The organism is Photorhabdus sp. HUG-39 (assembly GCF_963878365.1).
Lineage (GTDB): Bacteria > Pseudomonadota > Gammaproteobacteria > Enterobacterales > Enterobacteriaceae > Photorhabdus > Photorhabdus kayaii.
In genome coordinates this window covers 38654-61153 of sequence record NZ_CAWNWY010000019.1, presented here as the reverse complement: position 1 = coordinate 61153, position 22500 = coordinate 38654, and the positions used below count along the sequence as shown (strand labels likewise).

Genomic DNA, 22500 nt, shown 5'->3' with positions numbered 1-22500 from the left:
ATAACGAATATTTTAATCATAAGTAGAAATAGATATTTAATTCATTATCGTTATCCCGTACATTTTATAAATCATTATGATTAAGATAACTCTGATGAAATTTTCTGAATTGCATCAAGAGCACACTGTTGGTCTAAAGAACCACTCGGTGCACCACCAATACCAATTGCACCAATCACTTCATCACCAGATTTAACAGGAACACCACCACCGAGTAATAGGAAACCTGGAATATCCCCTAAATATTGAGCACCAAGATTTGATTGTGCGGTTTTCATTACGTCCTCTGATGTTCTCTGAGTAGATAACGCAGTATAAGCTTTCATTTTGCTCGCCTCAACGGTATGCAACCCGGCTTTATCCATACGCTGAACCGCTTTTAAAACCCCACTTTTATCAATAACAGAAACCGCCACGTTATAATTATTCGATTTACAGGACTGAATTGCCTCAGAAGCTAATTTATTCGCTACCTCAAGAGTAATATTACGTTCAGTAATTAATGATGAAGCAAAAGCAGATTGAGCGAATAAACCTGCTGCCAGGACAGTATAGAAAAGAGAATGTTTCATAGGTAAACCTCATTAAGTTTAAGTTGATGAATTATCCTGTTCTAACTTAATGAGATTTATCGGCTATAGCTATTCGTCCAATTACTTATTCGACTCAGTAGAAATACTTAGTCATAAGAAAATGACTTAAATAATTCATACTCTTTGACTAACTGCGGTAAAGAATGTATATCCAATTTATGAAATATATTGGCTCGATGAACCTCAATAGTACGTGGTGATAATGATAACTGTTGAGCAATTTGTTTGCTGGTTTTACCTTCCAAAATAATTTTCATCACCTCCCTTTCACGTTCAGATAACTGGCTAAATTTAGCTTTTAACTGCTCATATATCTGACGTTGCTTAAATACTTTCTGATGAAATAATAATGCACTTGATACTGTTTCAATGAGTAAATCTGCATCAATAGGTTTGGTTAAAAACTCGAAAGCACCGTTCTTAAAAGCACGACGACAAATATCAATATTTCCGTGTCCTGTCATGATAATAACCGGTAATGTACTATTGAGTTTTAAAAGATCGTCCTGCAATGCCAATCCAGGTTTTCCCGGCATACGAATATCCAATAAAATACACCCCTGAAGCGCTGCAATATTCTTACTGCCAATTTCATCAAGAAATTCTTGCGCACCAGGAAATGAAATTACCTGCCAATTCATTGTTTCTAATAACATAGATAATGAGTCACGGATCGCTTCATCATCATCAATAAGATAAATCACTGCCGCCATTACTTCTCCTTACCTTTATTAGTTGGTAACCAAATAATAAAACGCGCTCCTCCTGTTTCACAATTTTCAGCATTAATATCACCACCAAGTTTATGAATTAATGTTTCTGTTAACGTCATTCCCAGCCCCATACCTTGTTGACGTGTTGTGAAGAATGGAATAAATACGTTTTTTAAAGCTTCATCACTTAGTCCAGGACCACCATCTGTTATCATGATTTTTATCATTTCATTAATATAGGCGATATCGATGCGGATCCAATTTTGATATTCTGACCGACTTTGACCTTGCTGCGCCTGAATAGCATTACTGATTAAATTGTGAAATATTTGCTCAATCCACAATGGCTCGGCAGATATCATTGGCAATTCATCACAAATATGTTTTATTATCTTAATCTTACCCGCCTTAATTTCATTTTCGAGCAATATCTCAACTCGACCTAATATCGGTAAAATATTTACAGATTGTAAAATAATACTACCCGTCGTCAGTTTTTGACGGTACTGCGTTAATAAATTTGCGATTCGTTGAGTTTGCAAAATTGATGAATCCAGTATTAACGTTACTTTATCATATTGCTGCTTTTTCATTAACCGCAATGCGGTTTGGTTATAACTCATAATTGCCGTCAAAGGCTGATTTAATTCATGAACAACACCTGTTGCCACTTCATCCATTGTATTTAAGCGAGTAAATTCAAAGAAATGTGCTCGTAAATCAGCAATTTTCCTCAATCTTTTATTCTTCTGAATTAAAAAGATAAAACAGATAATCACTGCCCATAAAAAACTCAGACAAGCAATATAACCCCACGGAATTTTAGACCATTGTTGATCGTTACCCACTTTAAGCACAAAAGGCTGAAAACGATTGGTTAACTTTTTCTCCCAGTTCCAAAAATAGTGCTCTTTCTCCAGTCCATACGTAATCAATGGGCGATTATTCCAATCCAGTTGTACCATTCGAAATTGTGAAAATAATGATAGATCTTTCATTAAGATATTAAGATCTATTAATAACCGGATATTATCGCGTTTACTATTAAGCCAATATCTTCCCTCTCCCTCTTCACTGATTATAGGGAATATTAATACATTCATTGGCATCTCTTGTAATCCGACGATTTGTGGAAAATTTTCCTGTAGCTGATCTAATTCGATATTAGTATCCGTTAGTGATACAATCGCGTCATGTTGTGCCAGCTTTTCACTCAGCTCTCGATAAAGAATATTAAATGAAACTGTTTGTTGTTGATAATTCTGATTTAGTGAATGATTAATCATTCCCAAAATAGTCAAACCTGTTAACACAACCCACGCTAAAAAATGCCACATATGATTACCTGAAAAGATATCTTTCATGACGTTAAAGTACAGTCAGAATATATAAAAGAAACGGCTATTAAACAGAATGAGTTGAATTTTAGAGAACATTTGGCATCGAGCAGCATATTAAAATTCGTTATAGCGTAATTATTTCATCAAAACATTTCTTAAAATAAATAGTTGCCTATGGTAAATGAAACTCCAGCTCTAGCTTATTTTGTCTAAGCATGTTTCATGCCCCTGATCAAATTATTTCGATAGATAGACCCCAGATAAGAGTTTCGGTGACCCCTGTCAAGGCTCTTAATATCATGTCAAATTTACTGAATAATCTAAGGTAATCACCTAATAAATCGACTCGATGAAAGGGTTTTCTTTCCCTTGGACATCACACCGATATCTAAAAAAATAGCAATATTTATCAAATAGTTAAGATAAATCCTCACCATTATTCTATATTTGACCAGAAAAAACACTTTACAATCGATAGTGATAATTATTATCATTCGTATCGCTTTCAGATGAACTGCCTTCAGGGTACAGATGAAAGCACGACATTGCTCACATTGCTTCCAGTGTTTACTTTAGCCAGCCAAGTGCTGGCTTCTTTTTATTAATTAATCCAGTCACCCTTTGTTTAAAATATTTGAATTTTTAAGTCAGATTTTTAAGCTTTAATGCTATCTCTTCTCAATTAGACTGTAAAAACCATTGAGGAGATTTAAATATGATCCATTTACGCAAAGCATCAGATCGCGGCCATGCCGATCATGGCTGGTTAACTAGTTGGCATACCTTCTCATTTGCCAGCTATTACGATACTAATTTTATGAATTTCTCAGCATTGAGAGTCATTAATGAAGATTTCATCAAAGCAGGTCAAGGTTTTGGTACCCATCCGCATAAGGATATGGAAATACTGACCTATGTTCTTTCTGGCGCCGTTGAACACCAGGATAGTATAGGAAATAAAGAGCGAGTACCTGCTGGTGAATTCCAAATTATGAGCGCAGGTACCGGCATTCGCCACTCAGAATACAATCCGAACAGTGATCGCCAATTGCATCTGTATCAAATTTGGATCATCCCAAGTAAAACGGGTTTAACACCGCGCTACGAACAAGGTCGCTTTGATGATGTACAAGGCCGCCAACTGGTGCTCTCGCCTGATGCGCGGGGTGGTTCACTAAAAGTATTTCAGGATATGACTTTATGGCGTTGGGTACTTGAGGATCACGAAACCGCCGAATATGTCGCAGAAAAAGGCCGTTATATTTGGATACAAGTCATTCGTGGCGAAGTGACGGTTAATGGCGTCAAAGCCACCACCAGCGATGGTCTGGCTATTCGAGATGAAGTCAATATTCAACTTAGCAGCAGCAGTGATAGTGAAATATTGTTGTTTGACCTTCCTCCAATATAAATATCAAATAAGCCTCACCCTAACGGATGAGGCTAAAAAATTCACAATTACAGTTTAGGACCTGCTTTCACTAAAGCTTCTCCCGCCGGTGTATCGGTATATTTATCAAAGTTGTCGACAAAGCGATGAGCCAAATCTTTCGCCCTCTCTTCCCATTGAGATTTATCTGCATAAGTCTTACGTGGATCAAGAATATCGGTATCCACACCCGGTAACGCTGTCGGAACCGCTAGATCGAAAATAGGTAATGTAATGGTATCAGCTTTTTCAATATCACCATTTAAGATGGCATCAATGATCCCACGGGTATCCTTAATCGAGATTCGTTTACCCGTCCCATTCCAGCCAGTATTCACCAGATAAGCCTTAGCACCTGCGGCCTGCATACGTTTTACCAAGACTTCCGCGTATTGGGTTGGATGCAAAGTCAGGAATGCGGCACCAAAACAAGCAGAAAATGTAGGTGTTGGTTCAGTCACACCACGTTCGGTACCTGCCAATTTTGCCGTAAAACCAGATAGGAAGTGATATTGAGTCTGTTCGGGTGTCAAACGAGATACCGGAGGTAACACACCAAATGCGTCCGCAGTCAAGAAGATGACCTTAGTTGCATGGCCCGCTTTGGAAACCGGCTTAACAATGTTTTCAATATGGTTGATAGGATAAGAAACACGGGTGTTTTCAGTTTTTGAACCATCATGGAAATCAACCGTGCCATCTGTCAGTACAGTAACATTTTCCAGCAACGCATCACGTCTAATCGCATTGTAGATATCAGGTTCCGCTTCTTTGGACAGATTGATGGTTTTCGCGTAACAACCACCTTCAAAGTTGAATACACCGTCATCATCCCAACCGTGCTCATCATCACCAATCAGCTTACGTTTTGGATCAGTAGAAAGTGTGGTTTTACCTGTACCAGACAAGCCGAAGAAAACCGCAACGTCCCCTTTTTCACCCACGTTGGCAGAACAGTGCATCGAAGCAATTCCTTTCAGTGGCAACAGGTAGTTCATCATAGAGAACATCCCTTTCTTCATTTCGCCACCGTACCAGGTACCACCAATAAGCTGTATACGCTCTGTCAGGTTAAACGCGACAAAGTTTTCAGAGTTCAAACCCTGCTCTTGCCATTGCGGGTTGGTGCATTTTGCACCGTTCATCACAATAAAATCTGGTTTGAACTCAGCCAACTCTTCATCTGACGGACGGATAAACATGTTTTTAACAAAGTGGGCCTGCCACGCAACTTCTGTGATAAAGCGGACTTTCAATCGTGTATCTGCATTAGCACCACAGAAAGCATCAACTACAAACAAACGTTTGCCTGAAAGCTGTTTAGTTACCAAGCCTTTCAGGTATGTCCATGTTTCCTGCTGTAATGGCTTGTTATCATTTTTACCTTTTCCCTGGTCAGCCCACCATACGGTGTCACGGGTGACATCATCACGAACAATGTACTTATCTTTGGGGGAACGCCCCGTGAAGATCCCTGTATCGACAGCCACAGCCCCCAGGTTGGTCAGAGTGCCACTCTCGCAGCCTTCGAGTGAAGGTTTGGTTTCTTCTGAAAATAACAACTCATAGCTTGGATTATAAATAATTTCATTAACATCATGGATTCCATAGTCCGCGAGTTCCTGCGGGGTAATACCTTTAACACTCATGTTATTGCTCCTGGGTAGTCACGCTTTTTCTGTGAGCAATAATAAATAGTTATGATTAATTAACAGCGATAGTTATCAAAAAATTGAAAACCCACTATTTTTTTAAGTTTAATCTGGGGCCAAAGGCACAAAAGCAGTTTTGAGTATTATGGATATTGCTAGAAAGGCGCGAATCCGCGCCTTAAAAGGTGAGAAAATTTGTTTAGATAGAATATCAATGGAGCTGATTCTTTTTTTCTGTTCTGATTGCAGCAAGATCATCAGCATCAAAAATATGGTGCGTGCCACAATACTCACACGCCATATCAATGGCGCCATCTTTCTGCAAAATATGATTAACATCCTCATCGGAAAGTGTGACTAATGTGTCAGCATAACGTTGGCGAGAACAAGTACAACGGAATTCAACCGCTTGTGGTTCATATAATATGACATCCTCCTCATGATAAAGGCGGTGCAAGATCTCCTTAACTTCCAATGAAAATAACTCTTCACCTTTAATGGTTGCGGTAAGTTGCACCAGATGATCAAAAGCTTCTGCACTCCCCTGCTCCGCTGTTGGCAGAATTTGTAACAACATACCACCAGCAGCAACTCTTCCATCCTGAATGCCTGTACGGATAAATAGACGAGTGGGTAGCTGTTCAGACTGTCTGAAATAATCATCAAGGCAATCCGCCAGTGTTTCACCTTCCAACGCAACCACTCCCTGATAACGCTTACCATGAGTCGGTGTAATGGTAATAACCATATAGCCTGTACCCACCATCTGTTTCAAGCTGCTATTTTCAGTCACTAATCCATCAATACGAGCGAGACCACGCATTTGTTGCTGATGATTACCATTAATAACGGCTAATTTGACCGGGCCATCTCCCTGAATCTGAACCGTAATATCGCCATCAAATTTCAGGGTTGCAGTTAATAGACTAGTTGTTACCAACAGTTCTCCCAATAATTGCTGTACCGGCTGCGGGTAATCATGATTATCCAAAACATTCTGGTAAGTCTCACTGGCTAAAACCAGCTCACCACGTACAGAATAATTCTCAAATAAAAAGCGGTGTAATTGGTCTTGTTTAAACATATCTCTCTCTCATTCGAGCAGGTTATTCCTGCCCACTTAATTTATCGTTTTTAAACTTAATCAGCGTGCGTCTTTCTTTTTTATCCGGCCGGCGATCAGGATGAGGCATAGTTAATGCATTCATTTTTCGAGCAATTGCCATTTTTTCCCGGTTAGTAATACTCGCTTCCGTCTCTTGGTAAAGTTGTTGCGCCTCCGGCGCACCGCGCCGATGATTGCTTAGTGCAAGAACTTCAACTATACGTTCATCATTACCCTGACGCAGTTTAATTGCAGCCCCTAGTTCAACCAATTTACTCGGTTTACTTCTTTGACCATTATAGTGAACTTTACCACCGTCTATCATTTCCCGTGCAATAGCCCGTGTTTTATAAAAACGAGCCGCCCACAGCCACTTATCCAGACGGACAGCTTGATCGGAGTCTGAATTACCCTTCATTTTTCCTCTCACTATCAGCTTCGGCAAATAAAATAAATCCTAACATGCCATTGTCGATTATCGCCAATGCGTAGGCGGAAAAAGTGTATTAAAACAGTTATCGTAATATTGACTGATTTTGTTTATACGTTGTTTATTCTGCCGATTTTTCTTAATAACCAGCACAAAATTAATGATTAAGGTCGTAAAAAGAGCCAAGAATAAAATAGTGGTACCAATACAACGAGCAAGTGTCATGGTATCTAGTTCACTATGCAGCACAATCCGGCGGGTTCCATTACTATCTACGGACAATTCCATGACAATTCCCGTTGTCTCAAAGGGTGTTTGCAATACCATATCCGATAACCGCTGTAACTCACGCCATTGTTCCAACGCACTATGATCTTCCAACACACTATGGTCATAAGAGATGATGGCTGGCGTTATATATTCAACCAGTTGTTTGCCTTCATCACTGATAAGTAGAACACCGCCAGGAGAAGGGCTATTAAGCAGCATTGCAACTTTATCTATTTCCCGGTAGATAAATGATGATGTCGTCGCATCAACCAATTTCCCTAAAGCTTCAGCACCTGCCGGGCGCAATAAAACATGAATGCCATCCAGTTTGCCACTTTCTGCATTCTTTAACAAAGTTAGCCAATCAATAGCACTACCCAGGTTAACCAAAGCATTTTTCAATCGTAAACAGTCTGTTTCTTTTTCACATAGTTTTTTAGTTTTCAATACAATATCAGAGAAATCTTCCAATAAGATCATACTAGATTTGAAAATCTCCTGAGTAAGGTCTGGATTTATTACATCGTCATTTTCCTGTAAACGTAATTGTTTATTAACAGTCGCGATCAGTTTAGCTGCATTTTCTATAATTTCTGATTCTGGTATTGGCAGTGGATTAACCCTATTCCAATATATCCCCGAACAATCTAACGGAGAAAAATAGGTGTCGCCTTTACCGTTCATATTGTTTGGGGGCATATAACACATACCAATCCCTTTTGCTTTTAGGATATCCCCAACTCGCAATTCCATCCCTTCTATCATATCAACGTCAGTGATAACTTTTGTGATGCTGCCACGCAACCAAGCAAAACTGAGTTTCATCGGTACACTAACCGGCTGATAAAAATAGAGTAGTAACATAATAAGCAAGCAGCTAACGATCATCATGAGATTTTTTCCATAACGACGATAAGGGTAATTTTTCTCTTCATCATGCAAAGAGAGATAATGCCCTTGCCTGACTACCTGACCGTTAGTGTAAATATCAATATTGGTTTTCTGATCAAAATAGTGAGCAACATAGGGCTCCCAATGAGGAGGATAGATTAAATCAATCCCACCAAGAGAAATATTACTCATTTGTCCTTGTTCAAATTCGCCAAATAATCCCCATCGTTTTGGTATACCGGTAAGACAGTGAATATCCTGGCGCCTGCATATTGAAAGTGGGCAAAGTAATGGCCAAAAACTGACAACGACTAAACTACCTGCAATCAACATCAGCCACGGCAAAAGCAGTGCCGGTGAAAGTAACGCAAGAAACCAAATGAAAAATCCGAAACACAAAAATCCCCCCTCCCAAATACCCGATGAGTGATTCAACCGGTATTCCTCCAATGTCTCTTTACGAATATTTTGTAACTTTACGCTGGTTTCACCATTTTTTTGGATCGATGCCTGCTGATGAGATATATCTGAGATTACCGGAGCAGAAGGAAAATCCTGTTGAAAATCTTTCAGAAAGTGACCATTAATCGAAACAACCAGTGGTATTGTCGCAGTGTGAACAACATCAATAATATTCTGCTGTTTAATAAAAGGCTCAAGGAAAAACGGCAAATGAATTTCTGCCATATCAATATAATAACGCCAGCTATGTCGTTCATCTGAGGCAACAGAAAACCGGGTAATGGAATGACAGATAGTATAAACCATATCATTTTTACCCATCAGAATTGGCCAACTTGTTTTATTAATACGGTCTGTTACAACTGGCGGCAACACTCGATTCAAATAACATTCAATAGCCTGGTATTCATCAGCATTAAGTTTACGATAAGTTGGTTCAGCAACAGAAGGCAGATAACGGGCGCTATCATGTAGCTTCCATTTGAAAATCAGAAAGGAAGCCATGACAACCAGGCTAATTATCAAGATAGCCAATATAACGACTGTTACACTCATTTTATCCCTATACCTATGACAATCTTGCTATTGTTGTTTGCAAATTAGCAACTACACGTTAAGTTCTGAATTAGGTTATTTCTATTTATTTTTTTAATTTATTTTACAATGAGTTACATAATAACGCACTAAACTATATACAACATAGATCTATTTCCAAAGAGAATAAAGATAACAGTAACAACAATAACCAGCGATAATCACTATCATTTATCAAAATAATCGGCCATATTTAGTCAAGCTATGGAGTGTACCTAATTTCATCATAAAATCTAAGGTTAATGAAATAATTTATGACGTAATAATGCACAGGCACTCAACTCAACCAATATTAAATCATCAGGGGCAATTATGAATGACCTGAAAAACCCTAAAATCCTAAACATAGAGGACATTGCCCATTCACGTTTATTTCATATTCAGTCAGTTGATCTCGAATTTAGTAACGGCGTAAAACGCGTTTATGAACGGATGCGTCCGGCCAATCGGGAAGCTGTTCTGATAATCCCGGTCATTGGGGATGAATTGCTACTTATTCGTGAGTATGCAGTCGGCATTGAACAGTACGAATTGGGCTTTCCTAAAGGCGCGATTGACCCTGGGGAAAGTATCTTCGAAGCAGCTAACCGTGAGTTAAAAGAAGAAGTCAGCTTTGGTGCCAGAAAAATAGAACAATTAGCCAAACTCACTATGGCCCCATCCTATTTTTCCAGCAAAATGAACATTGTTATTGCCGAAAATCTCTATCCAGAAAGCCTGGAAGGGGACGAACCTGAACCACTACCACAAATACGTTGGCCGATAGCAGATATGATGTCATTACTGGATCACGCTGATTTCAACGAAGCACGCAATGTCTGCGCCCTATTTCTGGCACAAAGATACTTAACACACCGTTGAAGTTCACAGGCACAACAGCGCTTCGTTGTGCCTGTTTTATCATCAGAATAACTCCTGACTTTCACCATTCTCAATTAAAGTTGTGCCAACTTCTTGCACCGCACTCTCTGTAGGTTGAGTGCCGTCAATGAAGTATTCACTACGGGTATCTCCGCCGCCACCAGCAAGTTTACCTGTTTTACGATCTATCACGGCAGAAACAATCCCCGGAGGAGGTGTAACTTCTTTTTCAGGAACCCCCTCCAGCGCAATTTTCATAAAATCATCCCAAATTGGCTGTGCACTCTTAGCACCCGCCTCACCGCCACTGGCTGCTGTACGGCCAAGGCTTCTACGATGGTCATCAAAACCAATCCAAACCGTCGTGACAATATCTGGCCCATAACCTGAGAACCAAGCATCTTTTGAACTATTAGTTGTCCCAGTTTTGCCACCAATATCACGACGTTTCAGATCGCGTGAAGCACGCCAACCCGTACCTGACCAACCCGGCTCACCAAAGATATTGCTATTCAAAGCATCATGGATCAAAAATGCCAACTGAGTACTGATAACATGAGGAGCATATTCTTGCGCACCTTCACGGCTATCAATTACCGGAGCTCTTTCCAATTCAGGTAACGGCAATATCTCTTGTTGGCTGACATGAGATTGAGCAACATTCTCAATCGAGTTTTCAGACAGTTCGATTGAACGTACCGTATCCCCATAAATTACTGGAATATCGCACTGCGGACATGCAATTTTAGGTTTAGCCTCAAAGAGAACATCGCCATCTTCGTTTTCAATCTTAGTAATAAAGTAAGGATCGATCAGATAGCCACCATTGGACATAACAGAATACCCTCGTACCATTTGCATTGGTGTGAATGATGGCGAGCCCAAAGCCAGAGATTCCGTTCGTACTATATTTTGTGCCGGGAAACCAAACCGTTGCAGGTAATCAGCGGCATAATCGACTCCCATTGCTCGCATTGCTCGAACCATCACGACGTTCTTCGATTGCCCTAATCCCTGACGCAAACGGATTGGCCCAACATAAGTCGGTGGTGAGTTTTTCGGGCGCCAATCAGTACCGGCTCCTGCATCCCAACGGCTAATTGGTAAGTCATTCAGCAGTGAAGCCAATGTCAGCCCTTTATCCATCGCTGCGGTATAGAGAAATGGTTTAATATTAGAACCAATTTGACGTAATGACTGAGTGACACGGTTAAATTTACTCAAGTTGAAATCAAACCCACCAACCAGCGCCTTCACAGCACCATCATTCGGATCAATAGAGACCAAAGCAGCATTAGCTTCCGGCACTTGTGCCAACCACCAAATATCCTTTACTTTCCGAACCCAAACCTGTTCACCAACTTGAACCACTTCATTCACACTACGAGGAATCGCACCCTGAGCACTATCAGATTTGAACTTTCTGGCCCAACGGACACCCGCTATGGACAATTCTACACTGCTGCCATCAGGCAACATCACTATCGCCTGATCACTACCCGCTTTGGTCACTACTGCCGGCATTAACGACCCATAATTTGGTAAAGTCTTAAGCTTCTTGACAATCTGTTCTCGATCCCAAGCAGGTTCGCCCACTTTCCACAAAACTTCCTGCGCCCCACGGTAGCCATGACGCACATCATAATCAATGAGGTTATTACGAACCGCATCCACGGCAGCTAACTGAAGCTTACGGGTAATCGTGGTATAAACTTTATAACCGTCGGTATAAGCATTCTCACCATAACGCTCAATCATCTCCTGACGCACCATCTCGGACAAATAGGGCGCAGAGAAAGCAATCTGAGGTGCATGGTAATTAGCAACCAACTTTTCACTTCTAGCTTGATTATATTGCTGCTGAGTAATATAGCCCTCATTGAGCATACGGCTCAGAACCACATTACGGCGGTTAATCGCTCGGCCATAAGAATAAAGCGGGTTAAACGTAGAAGGTGCCTTTGGCAAACCAGCAATCATGGCTATTTCACTCAGTGTCAACTCATTGACACTCTTACCAAAATAAACTTGAGCCGCAGCCCCAACACCATAAGCCCGGTAACCAAGGTAAATTTTATTGAGATAGAGTTCGAGGATCTCATCTTTATTCAGCAATTGCTCAATCCTGATGGCCAGAAAAGCTTCCTTGATTTTACGCATCAACGTCTTCTCAGGAGTGAGAAAGAAATTTCTCGCCAGTTGCTGAGTAATGGTACTTGCCCCTTGTGATGCATGACCTGAACTCATCGCGACAGAGGCTGCCCGGATAATCCCTACAGGATCAACCCCGTGATGTTCATAAAAACGGCTGTCCTCCGTTGCAATGAACGCCTTCACCATAATGGATGGAATTTCGGACAGCTCAAGAGGCATACGGCGTTTTTCACCATATTGGGCAATAAGCTCGCCATCTGCACTGAACACCTGCATTGGTGTCTGTAATCGAACATCCTTTAATGTCGCCACATCAGGTAACTGAGGCTCGATATATTTGTACATACCAAAAATCGAGGCTGTTCCCAGAAAAATGCAACTCACGACAAAGACTAGAAAATACTTTACGAACTTCACCTGAAATTTCCCATGCCATGTTAGTCGGGTGGTTTATAAACAATCGGCGCGTAGTATAAAGGTTACACAGCACCTTGAATATGGTCTTTTATTAAAATTACTGATATGGAGATCGATAGTTATGTATTCACCAAAATGGTATGTCGGATTGGACATCCAAAATGGCATCCTTCGCGCCGTCGCAGCTATAAAACGCCGAGATGGCTGGCAGCTTCGCCACTGCTGGCAATATCTTTTATCTGACGCGGTCATGCCAGAGGGCCGTTTACAACGGCCAGAAATATTATGTGATATTTTAAATCAATGGCGCCAAGAATTACCTAAAAAAATCAGTTTCAGACTCGCCCTACCTGTACAACAAACATTGCAGAAGAGTCTGATTTTACCTCCAGATATCAATCTTAAAGAGCCGGAACAAGGCTGGTTTATCAACGCCAGTGCCGAGAAACAATTTCCCTTTAACACCCGAGAACTAGCGCTGGATTACCGTATTATTGAACAAAACGCCTACATCAGCGCCGCTCGCCAGAAAGATCTCAACCTCTGGCTACAATGTCTTGCACAAGCAGGAATATTTCCAGACGCCATTGATATTGCCCCCTGTGCCCTACGCTATATAGCGCAATATGCTGGCGTTCCCGCTGATAGTTGGCTGTTACACAGGCAACAATCTGGCTGGCTATGGGTATCTCCTGCCAATGTCCCCTTCGCTTATGATCTAGTATCAGCAAATACGGCTGTTTCTCCACAGCAGATTATCCGTCAATTATTTACTTCATCTATGGCTGAACAGCCTGTTTACTACAGTAGCTACCAACAAGAAGCCCTACCTGAAGGAACTTACTCTTGGGATATGTTGACAGCATTTCGTCACTATCAACCACCACTGCCAATCCAACTGATGAAATATGTGATAGCTGGTGGTTTAGCACTCAGACCGGATGATAAGTAACGATGTATCAGGTTAATTTTCTACCTTGGCGCCAAACCCGGCTAAAACATCGTTATCGTTGGTGGGCGATTCTTCTCTTATTGCAATTGATATTGTGGCTGACAATGCTCGTCTGGATGTTATTAAAACAACAGGAAACGATTAACCAGTATCAAAGACAATGGCAGCAACTCAACCAGCAACAATTATATTTGCAACAACAGATAACTCAGACAGAGGAGGCGGTTAATCTTCACAACAAACTGGCCTATAAATTAAAACAACAACAAACGTGGCTGAAACAGAACCAACAACATTGGCAATTATTCAATGAATTACCTGAATTATTACCGGAAGGAAGTTGGTTAACCGCTTTCGATGATCAGGCAGGTCAATTAAAACTGGTTGCTAATAGTCTGGATTATTCCAGTATGACGTCTCTGCTGGATAATCTTGAAAACAACGGGCAATTGTCTGAAATTCAACTAAAAAAGATGACCACTACCGAACAACAAATTAGACAATTTATTATTGACGCTAACTGGCAGACGGAGATATCCGATGATAAAAAGTGACTATCTATGGTGGTTTGCCAAACCAACCTGGCTGCTCTTTATCTGGCAGCAAGCTATTATCATGCCATTTCTGATTCTGTTTTATCTCTTCTTCTGGCAAGAAAGAGCTGAACAGCGAAGTAGCCTGACACAAAAAATAGCAGCTCAACAAATCAATACCAAAGCAGCTAATGAACGACTAAATCAGCTACCGCTATTGGAAGATATACAACAACACATCAACCAAATAGAAAATGGACTCAGTAAGCCGCGACAAAATGAGGTAAAAATTACCGCAATAAAACAATTACAACAGCCATTGATAAACTCTGGCGCACAAGTTCTTGAGTGGCAACGTAAAAAAGAAGGGGAAAAAACGCTCTGGCAAATCACAATTTATTTGAACTACGAACAGATGCTAAGTTTTCTTGAGGCGTTACAAGCGTTATATCCACCGCTGCTGATTAAACAGCTTTCCATTTCACCATCAGGTGAATCCCTAAACGTCAAAATCACCCTGTCAGAAACCTCACATGAGGAATTTTATGACTAAAAAATTTATTCTGTTTATCCTTTTTCTGCCCGCTATTGTTGTTGCAGAAATAAGAAATCCTTTTACTCCCCCGATGATAGAGACAGAAGAGCAATCGGTTGAGTTATTTGATCAATCAGTCAATGAGACCGAAATTCAGTCCCTCTCAACCGTATTACAATATGCAGATGCAGAAAGAATCGCCATGAATCTCAGGCAAAATACGCCCGCACTGATAACAAAAGAAGGTAAAGTTGATTTTGATCCTGAAACTAACAGTTTAATTTTACAGGATACCCCCATCGCCATCGCACAGATAAAAAGCTGGTTGAAAGAGATAGATACACCACAGCAGCAAGTGCAGATTACTGCACATATCGTGACCAGTAGCCGAGAAGCATTACATGAACTCGGCATTTACTGGGGTATGCCGATAGGAGAGCAGATTAATACATCAACTGGTATAAACCGACTCAATATCAACCAAGCAGCCAGCGATAACATGCATCGATTTGCGTTCAATATTGCCCGCATTCACACCAGTTTGCTGGAAATGGAGCTCAGTGCCTTAGAACAAGAAAACCAACTAGATATTATCGCTAGCCCAAGACTAACCGCCTCTCATCAACAGTTAGCCAGCATCAAGCAAGGCTCTGATATTCCTTACATCAGCCAAGAAAAAGAGAAAAGTACCGTGCAATTTAAAGAAGCCGTACTAGGAATGGAAGTCACACCCCATATACTGAGAAAAAACAAAATCAGGCTCTCTCTGAAAATCAGTCAAAACATGCCAGGGATCTCAATAAGTCAAGGAGGAGGTGAGAATTTAACCATCGACAAACAGGAAATAATAACTCAAGTTACTGTAAAAAATGGTGAAACACTTATTCTCGGTGGAATTTTTCAACAGAAAAAAGGCGAGCAAACCCAGAAGGTCCCTTATCTATCGGACATCCCACTAATCGGCTCATTATTCAACCAAAAAGGTCATAAACACAGCCGACGTGAGTTAGTCATATTTATTACACCTCAATTGATGGACATTTGATCAAAAATAAAAATATAACCGTTATATCAGTGAGTTGGATATAAAAAATTTAACTGTTCCGTATGATGATGCGCAGATTTTTCCAACTAATCCTGTTTATAGATTTGACGCTGAGTCCGATTTAGCATACAAGAGTTAACTAATTGAGTGGTCGGGTTTAACATCACAATAATCAGCCAATGAAACCAGAGCTTCCGTCACAAAAAGCTCGTCGTTGATTTATATAGTTGCAAAACTGGCTGATGTACTGAGATAATTTTGTTATCTGATCTCACATTACCGCTCATGAGGTTTCAGTTTAGGTCCCGCTGCTGATTTTGATTAGCGGGGCGGGTTATCATTAACGAATAGTCTTAGTAATACCAAAAACATGGCAGAGAAACGTAATATCTTTCTGGTTGGGCCTATGGGTGCCGGCAAAAGCACTATTGGTCGTCAGTTAGCTCAGCAACTCAATATGGAGTTTTACGACTCCGATCAAGAAATTGAGCGACGTACCGGAGCTGACGTGGGCTGGGTATTCGATGTGGAAGGCGAAGAAGGCTTCCGCGAACGCGAAGAAAAAGTGATTAACGAACTCACTGAAAAACAAGGCATTGTACTGGCGACTGGCGGAGGTTCTGTGAAATCCAGAGAAACCCGTAATCGTCTGTCTGCCCGTGGGGTCGTGGTCTACTTGGAAACCACCATTGAAAAACAGTTAGCACGCACTCAGCGCGATAAAAAACGTCCTTTACTTCAAGTTGATGCACCAGCACGTGAAGTTTTAGAAAATTTAGCAAACGAACGTAATCCTCTGTATGAGGAAATTGCTGATGTCACTATCCGTACCGATGAACAGAGCGCTAAAGTTGTCGCTAACCAAATCATTGAGTTACTGGAAAAAAACTGATTCAAGCAAGTCTGTACAGCGATAAATAATTAAGGCGAAGGCTGCTTATGGAAAAGATCACTGTCACTTTAGGGGAACGTAGTTACCCAATTACCATTGCAAAAGGGCTATTTGACGATCCTTCTGCTTTTGCACCATTGAAAGCAGGCCAGCAAGTTATGCTGGTGACGAATCAAACCCTAGCTCCGCTGTATTTGGCAAAAGTAAAAGCCACCTTGCAGCAAACCGGGATTCGGGTAGATGAAGTGGTTCTACCTGATGGTGAACAGTACAAATCTCTTTCTGTATTAAATGACGTATTTTCTGCCTTGCTGGAAAATAACCATAGCCGGGACACAACGCTTATCGCTCTCGGTGGCGGCGTAATCGGTGATTTAACTGGTTTTGCCGCTGCCTGTTATCAACGTGGTGTCCATTTTATTCAAATGCCTACCACCCTTCTTGCCCAGGTTGATTCCTCTGTCGGAGGAAAAACCGCAGTAAACCATCCCCTTGGCAAGAACATGATAGGTGCATTCTATCAACCAGTCTCTGTGATGGTCGATCTTAATTGCCTGCAAACGCTTCCAGCCCGCGAACTCTCTTCCGGTCTGGCTGAGGTCATCAAGTACGGTATCATTCTCGACAGCGTATTTTTTAGCTGGCTTGAAGATAATATGGATAAACTCCTGGCTCTTGACAGCCAAGCAATGACTTACTGCATCCGTCGTTGCTGCGAATTGAAAGCTGAAGTTGTCGCAGCAGATGAGAAAGAATCGAGTGGCTTACGTGCCCTACTGAATCTTGGTCACACCTTCGGTCACGCCATCGAAACAGAAATGGGATATGGTGTCTGGTTACATGGGGAAGCCGTTGCCGCCGGAATGGTCATGGCAGCAAGAACAGCTCAACTTGTTGATAATTTCTCTGAACAGGATATTCAACGTATTATCCGATTGTTGGAGCGGGCAAATCTGCCTGTACACGGGCCACAAAACATGCCACCAGAAGCCTACCTCCCACATATGATGCGAGATAAGAAAGTTATAGCAGGTAAATTACGACTGGTTCTTCCAACAAAAATAGGTAAAGCTGATCTCCGCTCAGATATTGAACACAACTGTGTTCTTGACGCTATCCGTCAGTGTTTACTATGAAAGTGTGTAAATTTTAAGTAAGTTGTATACTTATAGCATTAAATTAAATGTTTTTTTGCATCCATCTGGTTGTTATGTCATAAAATAACGACTCTATCAGACAAATTTCTATCTTCGTTAAGTCAGCCTGCCGGACTGACTTCAATTGCAATTGGCAGTATTGGCTCTGTTTGGAGGGCATATGGACGAATTCAAATCAGAAAATGAACAAAGAGCAAATAACGAGTTTAGGCCAGATACCTCAGATCGCCGTCCTTCACGCTCGCGTCAGCCATTAAACAAACCCAAATTTGCGGTTTCACGTCAGCAAATGATGCTTGGCATTGGGATTTTAGTGCTGCTACTGCTGATTATTGCTATCAGTTCTGCCTTAAAAGCCCCAACTGAACATGAAAAACAGCAATCGCCAAATGTTGCCAAGAAGAATATTGATTTATCAAGTTCATCATCCAACAACGATGACAATAAATCCATAACATCAGAGAATACCACTACAGAGACAATCAACAGACCACAGGAAATCAATGTTCCTCCTGTCAGTGGTACTTCAACTCAACCTCATCAGCTTCAAACTAACAATGGCGAAACCCAAAATCAGCGCATTGAATTATCAGGAAATATTCCTGATGCACTGACTCAACAACAAAGTAATATAAATCACGCAGTACAGAATCTGAATCAAACCCAACAATCACAGCCAGTAACACCACCACCGGTGGTACAGCAGAAATCAGAAAATATCCGTCCACTGAAATCAGAAACACCAGCTAAATCAAAACCATCGACAAGTCATGCTAGCAGTAAAAACAATGTGGTCAGTAGCACCAGTAGTGATCAATTAAAAACCCCGGCAAACCATTACACTTTGCAATTAAGTAGTGCCAGCCGCTCAGATACACTGACCGCTTTTGCTAAAAAGCATAATCTTACCCATTACAAAGTTTATGAAACTAAACGTAATGGAAAAGTTTGGTTTGTTTTAATTCATGGTGATTACCGTTCCGTTTCTGAAGCCAAACGGGCCGTTTCATCTCTACCAGCCGAGATTCAGGCGAAAAAACCTTGGGTTAGAACGATGCAGCAAGTGCAACAAGACCTAAGAAAATAAAACAATATTTATTAGGCGCTGATATGCTGTCCTAAACAGAGTACAATCTGCGGCTCTGGAATGATTGAGTAATTAATTGACAGCATGAAAAAAAAACGCGCTTTCTTAAAATGGGCCGGTGGAAAATACCCGTTGGTAGATGATATCAAACGTCATCTGCCAGCCGGTAGTTGTCTGATAGAGCCATTTGTTGGCGCAGGTTCTGTCTTTTTGAACACAGACTACGATTCTTATATCCTCGCTGATATCAACAGTGACCTGATTAACCTGTACAACACAGTAAAACTCAGGGCTGATGAGTTTATCGTCCACACACAGCCTCTGTTTACCCAAGAATACAATACAGCCGAACATTTTTATCAGTTACGAGAGCAATTTAACCAAAGCACTGACCCGTTCCATCGCAGCGTGTTATTCCTTTATCTCAATCGCCATTGTTACAACGGCCTCTGTCGTTATAATTCTCATGGTAAATTTAACGTACCTTTTGGCCGTTATAAAAAACCCTACTTTCCCGAAGAAGAATTACACTGGTTTGCTGAAAAAGCCCAAAATGCGACTTTTATCTGTGAGCACTACCAACACACGTTGAACGAAGCACATAAAGGCTCAGTTATCTATTGCGATCCTCCTTATGCTCCTTTGTCAGCAACAGCGAACTTTACGGCATATCACACCAATAGTTTTAACGTTGCAGATCAGGAAAATCTGGCAAATATTGCATTTAAGTTATCATCAGAACGTGCAATTCCTGTTTTGATATCCAACCACGATACGCCAATGACGCGAAAATGGTACTATCAGGCTTCACTTCATATTGTCAAAGCACGTCGTACTATCAGCAGGAATATCCTTGCCCGCAGTAAGGTAGACGAACTTTTGGCATTATATCGCTGATTTATCCACTCCCCTTTTGCCTGGCAATTAAGGGATGATAGAAACGATTTGGAGAAGATAATGAAAGACTTTCTGATTGCCCCATCCATTTTATCTGCAAATTTTGCGCGGCTGGGTGAAGATACAGCTAAGGTGCTGGCAGCAGGGGCTGACGTTGTTCACTTTGATGTGATGGACAACCATTATGTCCCTAACCTGACTATCGGGCCTATGGTCTGCCAGGCTCTAAGAGATTATGGTATCACTGCACCAATCGATGTTCATTTGATGGTAAAACCGGTTGACCGCATTATCCCTGATTTTGCCAAAGCAGGAGCAACTTACATTACCTTCCACCCAGAAACCAGCGAGCATATTGACCGCAGTTTACAACTGATCAAAGAGTATGGTTGTAAAGCTGGTTTGGTATTCAATCCTGCAACTCCATTGAGTTATCTTGATTATGTCTTGGATAAACTGGATATCATTCTATTGATGTCGGTAAATCCCGGTTTCGGTGGTCAATCTTTCATCCCTGGAACACTAGAGAAACTGCGTCAGGTTCGTAAAATCATTGATGAAAGCGGTTATGATATTCGTCTTGAAGTAGACGGTGGCATTAAAGCTAGCAACATTGCCGCGGCAGCAACCGCGGGGGCAGATATGTTTGTTGCTGGCTCAGCTATTTTCAGTCAGCCTGATTACAAAACTGTTATTGATAATATGCGTAGTGAATTGTCAAAGGTATCTCATGGTAAGTAAGGTATTAAAAGGTATTCGTGCTATCGCTTTTGATCTGGACGGCACACTGGTAGACAGCGCCGATGGTTTAGCTGATGCACTGGATCAAGCGCTGTTAGCCAAAGATCTCCCTGCTGCGGGAAAAGAGCGGGTTGCTGCTTGGGTAGGTAATGGTGCAGACATTATGGTCGAACGGGCGTTGACATGGGCCAGAGTCAAATTGACCGCGCAACTGCATAAAGAAACCCGTGAGCTATTTGATCGATTCTATGAAACAACTGTAACAACAGGCAGTCAACTGTTCCCAGAAGTCAAAGCTACATTGGCTGAACTGGCAAAACACAATTTGCCAATGGGTATCATCACCAATAAACCAACACCTTTCATTGCTCCTCTGCTGGCTTCTTTAGGCATCAGTGAATATTTCTCATTAGTGTTAGGTGGTGATGATGTTAAAGAGAAAAAGCCACATCCGGCACCTATTTATTTAACAATGGGTACATTCGGACTGCGTAAGGAAGAACTGCTCTTTGTCGGTGATTCCCGTAATGATATTTTAGCAGCACAAGCGGCTGGTTGCCCGTGTGTTGGTTTAACTTATGGATATAACTACGGTGAATCTATTGCATTAAGCAATCCAGATTGCATATTAACGAATTTTTCGGATCTGCTATCCATAATTGGACTCCCATATTTAAAACTTCAGGAAGCATAATAAAATGAATAAACCCACTGTATCTGAAACACTAAACTCCCAAAAACCTATTGTATTCAGCGGCGCACAGCCTTCCGGTGAATTAACCATCGGTAACTATATGGGGGCGTTACGTCAGTGGGTTAAAATGCAGGATGATTATGACTGCATCTATTGCATTGTTGACCAACATGCAATTACAGTCCGCCAGGACTCAAAAGAGTTGAGAAAACGCACTCTGGATACACTAGCTCTCTACTTGGCTTGTGGCATTGACCCAGAGAAAAGTACTATTTTTGTCCAATCTCATGTCCCACAACACGCTCAGTTAAGCTGGGTTCTAAACTGTTATACCTATTTCGGTGAACTCAGCCGCATGACTCAGTTTAAAGACAAATCAGCCCGTCATGCCGAAAACATCAATGCAGGCTTGTTTGACTATCCTGTACTGATGGCGGCGGATATTTTGGTATACCAAACAAATCAGGTTCCTGTAGGTATCGATCAGAAACAACATCTTGAATTGAGCCGTGATATTGCTCAACGATTTAATGCCATCTACGGCAATATCTTCTCTTTACCAGAGCCGTTTATCCCAACCGGTGGTGCCCGTGTTATGGCCCTTCAAGACCCAGAAAAGAAAATGTCCAAGTCAGATGATAACCGTAACAACGTTATCGCTCTGTTGGAAGATCCAAAATCAGCCGCTAAAAAGATAAAACGCGCAGTCACAGATTCAGAAGAACCTCCTCGTGTTCGCTATGATCTGGAACAAAAACCGGGTGTTTCCAATTTATTAGATATCCTCGCGGGTGTTACTGACAAAACCATTCCTGAACTGGAAGCAGAATTTGAAGGCCAGATGTATGGTCATTTAAAAAGTGCTGTTGCTGATGCAGTTTCCGGTATGTTGACTGAGTTACAAGAGCGTTTCCACTATTTCCGTAATGATGAAATCCTGCTGAACAAAATCATGGCAGAAGGTGCAGCGAAGGCAAAAGCCCGCGCTCAGATTACGCTAGATAAAGTGTATGAAGCTGTTGGCTTTATTGCTCATCCTTAATAATTAACCTGCAT

At 41.3% G+C, this 22500-nt stretch carries 21 protein-coding genes; 13 read left to right on the top strand and 8 right to left on the bottom strand.

All coding sequences use genetic code 11. The annotated features are described in order from the left end of the window. Positions 1-80: 80 nt before the first annotated feature. The 3 genes from AAC155_RS13670 to AAC155_RS13660 form a co-directional block, all read right to left on the bottom strand. Positions 81-572: a GlcG/HbpS family heme-binding protein gene (locus AAC155_RS13670; RefSeq protein ID WP_113042803.1), complete on the bottom strand. Its 492-nt coding sequence runs from the start codon at positions 570-572 to the stop codon at positions 81-83. A 107-nt stretch (positions 573-679) separates the two neighbouring features. Then, a complete protein-coding gene (locus AAC155_RS13665; RefSeq protein WP_113042801.1) occupies positions 680-1306 on the bottom strand; it encodes a response regulator transcription factor in 627 nt (208 codons plus the stop codon). Further along, the gene (locus AAC155_RS13660; protein ID WP_113042799.1) at positions 1306-2670 is read right to left on the bottom strand and encodes a sensor histidine kinase; all 1365 of its coding nucleotides are present in this window, start codon (positions 2668-2670) and stop codon (positions 1306-1308) included. Before AAC155_RS13660 ends, AAC155_RS13665 begins: the two co-directional genes overlap by 1 nt. Positions 2671-3361: 691 nt before the next feature. Between AAC155_RS13660 and AAC155_RS13655 the strand changes: the two genes are divergently transcribed. Further along, entirely contained in the window at positions 3362-4057 is a 696-nt protein-coding gene (locus AAC155_RS13655; protein ID WP_113042797.1) for a pirin family protein, read from the top strand. Positions 4058-4104: 47 nt separating this feature from the next. On the opposite strand, the gene pckA is transcribed toward AAC155_RS13655, so the two are convergent. The 4 genes from pckA to AAC155_RS13635 form a co-directional block, all read right to left on the bottom strand. Then, complete coding sequence (gene pckA / locus AAC155_RS13650) at positions 4105-5724, bottom strand: phosphoenolpyruvate carboxykinase (ATP) (protein WP_113042795.1); 1620 nt, start codon at positions 5722-5724, stop codon at positions 4105-4107. A 214-nt stretch (positions 5725-5938) separates the two neighbouring features. Continuing rightward, positions 5939-6811: an Hsp33 family molecular chaperone HslO gene (gene hslO, locus AAC155_RS13645; RefSeq protein ID WP_113042793.1), complete on the bottom strand. Its 873-nt coding sequence runs from the start codon at positions 6809-6811 to the stop codon at positions 5939-5941. 22 nt (positions 6812-6833) lie between these two features. After that, positions 6834-7250, bottom strand: coding sequence for a ribosome-associated heat shock protein Hsp15 (gene hslR, locus AAC155_RS13640; protein ID WP_113042791.1), 417 nt, complete (start codon positions 7248-7250; stop codon positions 6834-6836). A 57-nt stretch (positions 7251-7307) separates the two neighbouring features. Further along, positions 7308-9440 (bottom strand): intracellular growth attenuator family protein, encoded by a 2133-nt coding sequence (locus AAC155_RS13635; protein ID WP_113042789.1) that lies wholly within the window; start codon positions 9438-9440, stop codon positions 7308-7310. 351 nt (positions 9441-9791) lie between these two features. On the opposite strand from AAC155_RS13635, the gene nudE reads away from it, so the two are divergent. Beyond that, on the top strand, positions 9792-10340 hold the full coding sequence (gene nudE / locus AAC155_RS13630; protein ID WP_113042787.1) for an ADP compounds hydrolase NudE: 549 nt from the start codon (positions 9792-9794) through the stop codon (positions 10338-10340). Positions 10341-10382: 42 nt separating this feature from the next. Here nudE and mrcA read toward each other — a convergent pair whose 3' ends face one another. Next, on the bottom strand, positions 10383-12911 hold the full coding sequence (gene mrcA / locus AAC155_RS13625; protein WP_113042785.1) for a peptidoglycan glycosyltransferase/peptidoglycan DD-transpeptidase MrcA: 2529 nt from the start codon (positions 12909-12911) through the stop codon (positions 10383-10385). 121 nt (positions 12912-13032) lie between these two features. Between mrcA and pilM the strand changes: the two genes are divergently transcribed. The 11 genes from pilM to trpS all read left to right on the top strand — a co-directional run bounded on the left by pilM (position 13033) and on the right by trpS (position 22486). Then, positions 13033-13863, top strand: a complete 831-nt coding sequence (gene pilM / locus AAC155_RS13620) for a pilus assembly protein PilM (protein WP_113042783.1) — start codon at positions 13033-13035, stop codon at positions 13861-13863. Positions 13864-13865: 2 nt separating this feature from the next. Next, positions 13866-14417, top strand: coding sequence for a PilN domain-containing protein (locus AAC155_RS13615; protein WP_113042781.1), 552 nt, complete (start codon positions 13866-13868; stop codon positions 14415-14417). Beyond that, positions 14404-14949 (top strand): hypothetical protein, encoded by a 546-nt coding sequence (locus tag AAC155_RS13610; protein WP_113042779.1) that lies wholly within the window; start codon positions 14404-14406, stop codon positions 14947-14949. The genes AAC155_RS13615 and AAC155_RS13610 overlap by 14 nt, the downstream gene beginning before the upstream one ends. Continuing rightward, complete coding sequence (pilQ, locus tag AAC155_RS13605) at positions 14942-15976, top strand: type IV pilus secretin PilQ (RefSeq protein WP_113042777.1); 1035 nt, start codon at positions 14942-14944, stop codon at positions 15974-15976. The genes AAC155_RS13610 and pilQ overlap by 8 nt, the downstream gene beginning before the upstream one ends. Before the next feature lie 370 nt (positions 15977-16346). Next, positions 16347-16868, top strand: coding sequence for a shikimate kinase AroK (aroK, locus tag AAC155_RS13600; protein WP_011144496.1), 522 nt, complete (start codon positions 16347-16349; stop codon positions 16866-16868). Positions 16869-16915: 47 nt separating this feature from the next. Beyond that, the gene (gene aroB, locus AAC155_RS13595) at positions 16916-18004 is read left to right on the top strand and encodes a 3-dehydroquinate synthase (RefSeq protein ID WP_113042775.1); all 1089 of its coding nucleotides are present in this window, start codon (positions 16916-16918) and stop codon (positions 18002-18004) included. Positions 18005-18185: 181 nt separating this feature from the next. Next, entirely contained in the window at positions 18186-19112 is a 927-nt protein-coding gene (locus tag AAC155_RS13590) for an SPOR domain-containing protein (protein WP_113042773.1), read from the top strand. A gap of 84 nt (positions 19113-19196) precedes the next feature. Continuing rightward, positions 19197-20009 (top strand): adenine-specific DNA-methyltransferase, encoded by an 813-nt coding sequence (gene dam, locus AAC155_RS13585; protein WP_112878414.1) that lies wholly within the window; start codon positions 19197-19199, stop codon positions 20007-20009. A gap of 60 nt (positions 20010-20069) precedes the next feature. Beyond that, the gene (gene rpe / locus AAC155_RS13580; RefSeq protein ID WP_113042772.1) at positions 20070-20750 is read left to right on the top strand and encodes a ribulose-phosphate 3-epimerase; all 681 of its coding nucleotides are present in this window, start codon (positions 20070-20072) and stop codon (positions 20748-20750) included. Then, complete coding sequence (locus AAC155_RS13575) at positions 20740-21444, top strand: phosphoglycolate phosphatase (protein WP_113042770.1); 705 nt, start codon at positions 20740-20742, stop codon at positions 21442-21444. The genes rpe and AAC155_RS13575 overlap by 11 nt, the downstream gene beginning before the upstream one ends. A 4-nt stretch (positions 21445-21448) precedes the next feature. After that, the gene (gene trpS, locus AAC155_RS13570; protein WP_113042768.1) at positions 21449-22486 is read left to right on the top strand and encodes a tryptophan--tRNA ligase; all 1038 of its coding nucleotides are present in this window, start codon (positions 21449-21451) and stop codon (positions 22484-22486) included. The last annotated feature ends 14 nt before the right edge of the window (positions 22487-22500 follow it).

Bases quoted from the DNA above. Each gene is read 5' to 3' on its own strand.
- AAC155_RS13670 (WP_113042803.1), bottom strand. From the start codon at position 572: ATGAAACATTCTCTTTTCTATACTGTCCTGGCAGCAGGTTTATTCGCT.
- AAC155_RS13665 (WP_113042801.1), bottom strand. From the start codon at position 1,306: ATGGCGGCAGTGATTTATCTTATTGATGATGATGAAGCGATCCGTGAC.
- AAC155_RS13660 (WP_113042799.1), bottom strand. From the start codon at position 2,670: ATGAAAGATATCTTTTCAGGTAATCATATGTGGCATTTTTTAGCGTGG.
- AAC155_RS13655 (WP_113042797.1), top strand. From the start codon at position 3,362: ATGATCCATTTACGCAAAGCATCAGATCGCGGCCATGCCGATCATGGC.
- pckA (WP_113042795.1), bottom strand. From the start codon at position 5,724: ATGAGTGTTAAAGGTATTACCCCGCAGGAACTCGCGGACTATGGAATC.
- hslO (WP_113042793.1), bottom strand. From the start codon at position 6,811: ATGTTTAAACAAGACCAATTACACCGCTTTTTATTTGAGAATTATTCT.
- hslR (WP_113042791.1), bottom strand. From the start codon at position 7,250: ATGAAGGGTAATTCAGACTCCGATCAAGCTGTCCGTCTGGATAAGTGG.
- AAC155_RS13635 (WP_113042789.1), bottom strand. From the start codon at position 9,440: ATGAGTGTAACAGTCGTTATATTGGCTATCTTGATAATTAGCCTGGTT.
- nudE (WP_113042787.1), top strand. From the start codon at position 9,792: ATGAATGACCTGAAAAACCCTAAAATCCTAAACATAGAGGACATTGCC.
- pilM (WP_113042783.1), top strand. From the start codon at position 13,033: ATGTATTCACCAAAATGGTATGTCGGATTGGACATCCAAAATGGCATC.
- AAC155_RS13615 (WP_113042781.1), top strand. From the start codon at position 13,866: ATGTATCAGGTTAATTTTCTACCTTGGCGCCAAACCCGGCTAAAACAT.
- AAC155_RS13610 (WP_113042779.1), top strand. From the start codon at position 14,404: ATGATAAAAAGTGACTATCTATGGTGGTTTGCCAAACCAACCTGGCTG.
- pilQ (WP_113042777.1), top strand. From the start codon at position 14,942: ATGACTAAAAAATTTATTCTGTTTATCCTTTTTCTGCCCGCTATTGTT.
- aroK (WP_011144496.1), top strand. From the start codon at position 16,347: ATGGCAGAGAAACGTAATATCTTTCTGGTTGGGCCTATGGGTGCCGGC.
- aroB (WP_113042775.1), top strand. From the start codon at position 16,916: ATGGAAAAGATCACTGTCACTTTAGGGGAACGTAGTTACCCAATTACC.
- AAC155_RS13590 (WP_113042773.1), top strand. From the start codon at position 18,186: ATGGACGAATTCAAATCAGAAAATGAACAAAGAGCAAATAACGAGTTT.
- dam (WP_112878414.1), top strand. From the start codon at position 19,197: ATGAAAAAAAAACGCGCTTTCTTAAAATGGGCCGGTGGAAAATACCCG.
- rpe (WP_113042772.1), top strand. From the start codon at position 20,070: ATGAAAGACTTTCTGATTGCCCCATCCATTTTATCTGCAAATTTTGCG.
- AAC155_RS13575 (WP_113042770.1), top strand. From the start codon at position 20,740: ATGGTAAGTAAGGTATTAAAAGGTATTCGTGCTATCGCTTTTGATCTG.
- trpS (WP_113042768.1), top strand. From the start codon at position 21,449: ATGAATAAACCCACTGTATCTGAAACACTAAACTCCCAAAAACCTATT.